The organism is Psychrobacter glacincola (genome assembly GCF_904846215.1).
Lineage (GTDB): Bacteria > Pseudomonadota > Gammaproteobacteria > Pseudomonadales > Moraxellaceae > Psychrobacter > Psychrobacter glacincola.
In genome coordinates this window covers 1-2,375 of the sequence record NZ_CAJGZK010000046.1, presented here as the reverse complement: position 1 = coordinate 2,375, position 2,375 = coordinate 1, and the positions used below count along the sequence as shown (strand labels likewise).

General features: G+C 45.1%; 3 protein-coding genes. All 3 read left to right on the top strand.

The window, feature by feature from the left end; all coding sequences use genetic code 11:
• Positions 1 to 1,338: heme lyase CcmF/NrfE family subunit (locus JMW90_RS13260; RefSeq protein WP_201564723.1), on the top strand; the 1,338-nt coding region annotated here is incomplete at its 5' end.
• A complete protein-coding gene (locus tag JMW90_RS13255; protein ID WP_102091629.1) occupies positions 1,331 to 1,981 on the top strand; it encodes a DsbE family thiol:disulfide interchange protein in 651 nt (216 codons plus the stop codon). The genes JMW90_RS13260 and JMW90_RS13255, both read left to right, overlap by 8 nt.
• Positions 1,978 to 2,375, top strand: a 398-nt coding sequence (locus JMW90_RS13250; RefSeq protein WP_201564722.1) for a cytochrome c-type biogenesis protein, incomplete at its 3' end; no start/stop codon positions are given. The genes JMW90_RS13255 and JMW90_RS13250, both read left to right, overlap by 4 nt.

The window sequence follows — 2,375 nt, the reverse complement described above, 5'->3', positions numbered from 1 at the left end:
TGGTGGTTTTGGGATCCTGTAGAAAACGCCTCACTGATGCCTTGGCTTGCCGGTTTAGCCTTGCTGCATTCGTTGGCAGTGACTGAGAAGCGCGGTGTCTTTAAAGCATGGACCATTATGCTGGCTATCTTTGCTTTTGCCTTAAGTCTCTTGGGTACTTTCCTTGTACGTTCAGGGGTTATTACCTCAGTGCATTCGTTTGCCGCTGACCCCACTCGTGGTCTGGTAATTTTAGTGATTCTTGGCATCATCGTCGGTGGTGGTTTGCTGATGTTTGCGCTGCGTGGCTGGCGTTTGACGATTGAAAGTCAGTATCAACTGGTTTCGCGTGAGTCATTTTTAGTCATTAACAACGTCATCATTTTGATTGCAACGTTAGTGGTATTGCTTGGTACCCTCTATCCTATCATTGCCGACGCCTTTAGCTTGGGTCAGGTATCGGTAGGTCCTCCGTACTTTAATGCGCTATTTGTGCCTTTAACATGGCTATTGCTGGTTGCCATGGGTATGGGCTCCAATATCCGCTGGAAACAAGATAAGCGTCCATTGTTAGGCGTTGGTATGGTCATTGCGGCGAGCAGTCTAGTATTAGCTGCAGTCATCACTTACTTTGTCAGTCCATCTGCCATGCTTAATATTGGTGTAACACTAGCAGTAAGTTTTTGGGTACTGTTCTGGATGGTGGTTGATTTCAAAGACAAAACCAAAAATGCACCAAGCTTTTTGCAAGGCTTAAATAAGCTGCGTTTAAGCTACTGGGGTCAGCAAACGGCACATATTGGTGTGATTGTAGCGGTCATCGGTGTTGCCTTTACCAGTACCTTGAGTATCGAGCGCGATGTGGCATTGAGTGTTGGCGAAACGGTCCATGTCCAAGGTTACGACTTCACCGTTAAAGGCTTCCGCGAAGTCAAAGGCAGTAACTATGATGCGACCCAAGCTGAGGTCGAAGTGAGTAAAGATAGCCGTGCTGTGACTACGTTATACCCTGAAAAACGCAATTACATTATTAGCATGATGCCAATGACCGAAGCAGCGATTGATGACAGTCTGATGCGTGATGTGTACGTCGCACTTGGTGAACCTATAGCTGAAGGCAGTAATAAATGGGCCGTACGTATTTATGTGAAGCCATTGATTCGTTGGATATGGCTCGGCGCTATTATTATGGCATTGGGTGGTCTGCTGAGTATGCTTGATAGGCGCTATCGTCTCAAAACATCCAAGACCCCTGCACAAATTGCAGCGAGTAAGTCAGGCTTTACGACGGTTACTGATTTAGATGTTAAAAGCACTACTAATAACACGACACTAATAGGGGAGAAGCAAAATGACTAAGTCTAATCATTTTTCCGAGCAACCCCCTGAAACAAAAGGTAATCGAACAATGAAAAAAAGCCAAATTAGAATATGGTTTTTGATCCCGCTGATCATCTTTGCTGCTGTTATGGTTATGCTTTATTTTCGTTTGGGGCAGCCGACTGAAATCGTAACCAATACCGCGCTTGAACGCCCAGTACCAGCGTTTGAGCTGCCATTGTTGTCCGATACCAGTCGGATCATGACCAATGACAACTTACCTGATGAGCCCTTTTTGATGAATATTTGGGGCTCTTGGTGCCCAACTTGCGTTATTGAGCATCCTTTTTTAATGCAATTAGAAGAGCGCGGAGTCAATTTGGTTGGTGTTAATTACAAAGATGACATCGGTGATGCGCTAGGATATTTAAATCGTGGCGGCGACCCATTCTCCATGTCTATTCAAGATTTATCTGGTCAATTTGCCTTGGACTTAGGGTTGACGGGTGCGCCTGAGACTTTCACTGTCGATGGTGAAGGCGTTATTCGCCAGCACATTGTTGGTGAGATTAACGAGAGTAACTGGCAAGATCGTATTGAGCCTTGCTTAACGGTACTCAATGATGCCAATGATAATAACGTCAGTCCAGATGCGATTCAGGTTGAAGAGGTGTGCAAATGATAGCCCTTTCAATAAAGGCCGTTACGATAAAAGTAGCGAGCTTAATACTTGCCTGTCTCCTAAGTGTGACCAGCTATGCGGCGATTGACGTCTATGATTTTGATTCTGTCCAACAAGAAGCACAATACCGAGGATTGATCGAAGAGTTTCGTTGCCCGAAATGCCAAAACCAAAACTTGGCAGGTTCTGATGCGCCGATTGCCCAAGACTTAAAGCAAAAAGTCTATGATTTGATTAAAGACAGACGTAGTGATGCGGAAATCCGGGATTATATGCAGGATCGTTATGGCGATTTTATCAGCTACAAGCCGCCTGTACGTCCATCGACATGGATTTTATGGTTTTTTCCGCCATTGCTACTGATCGTATTATTGATAGGGTGGTTTTGGCAAAG

Coding starts and splice junctions, on each gene's coding strand:
- JMW90_RS13255 (WP_102091629.1), top strand. CDS start 1,331: ATGACTAAGTCTAATCATTTTTCCGAGCAACCCCCTGAAACAAAAGGT.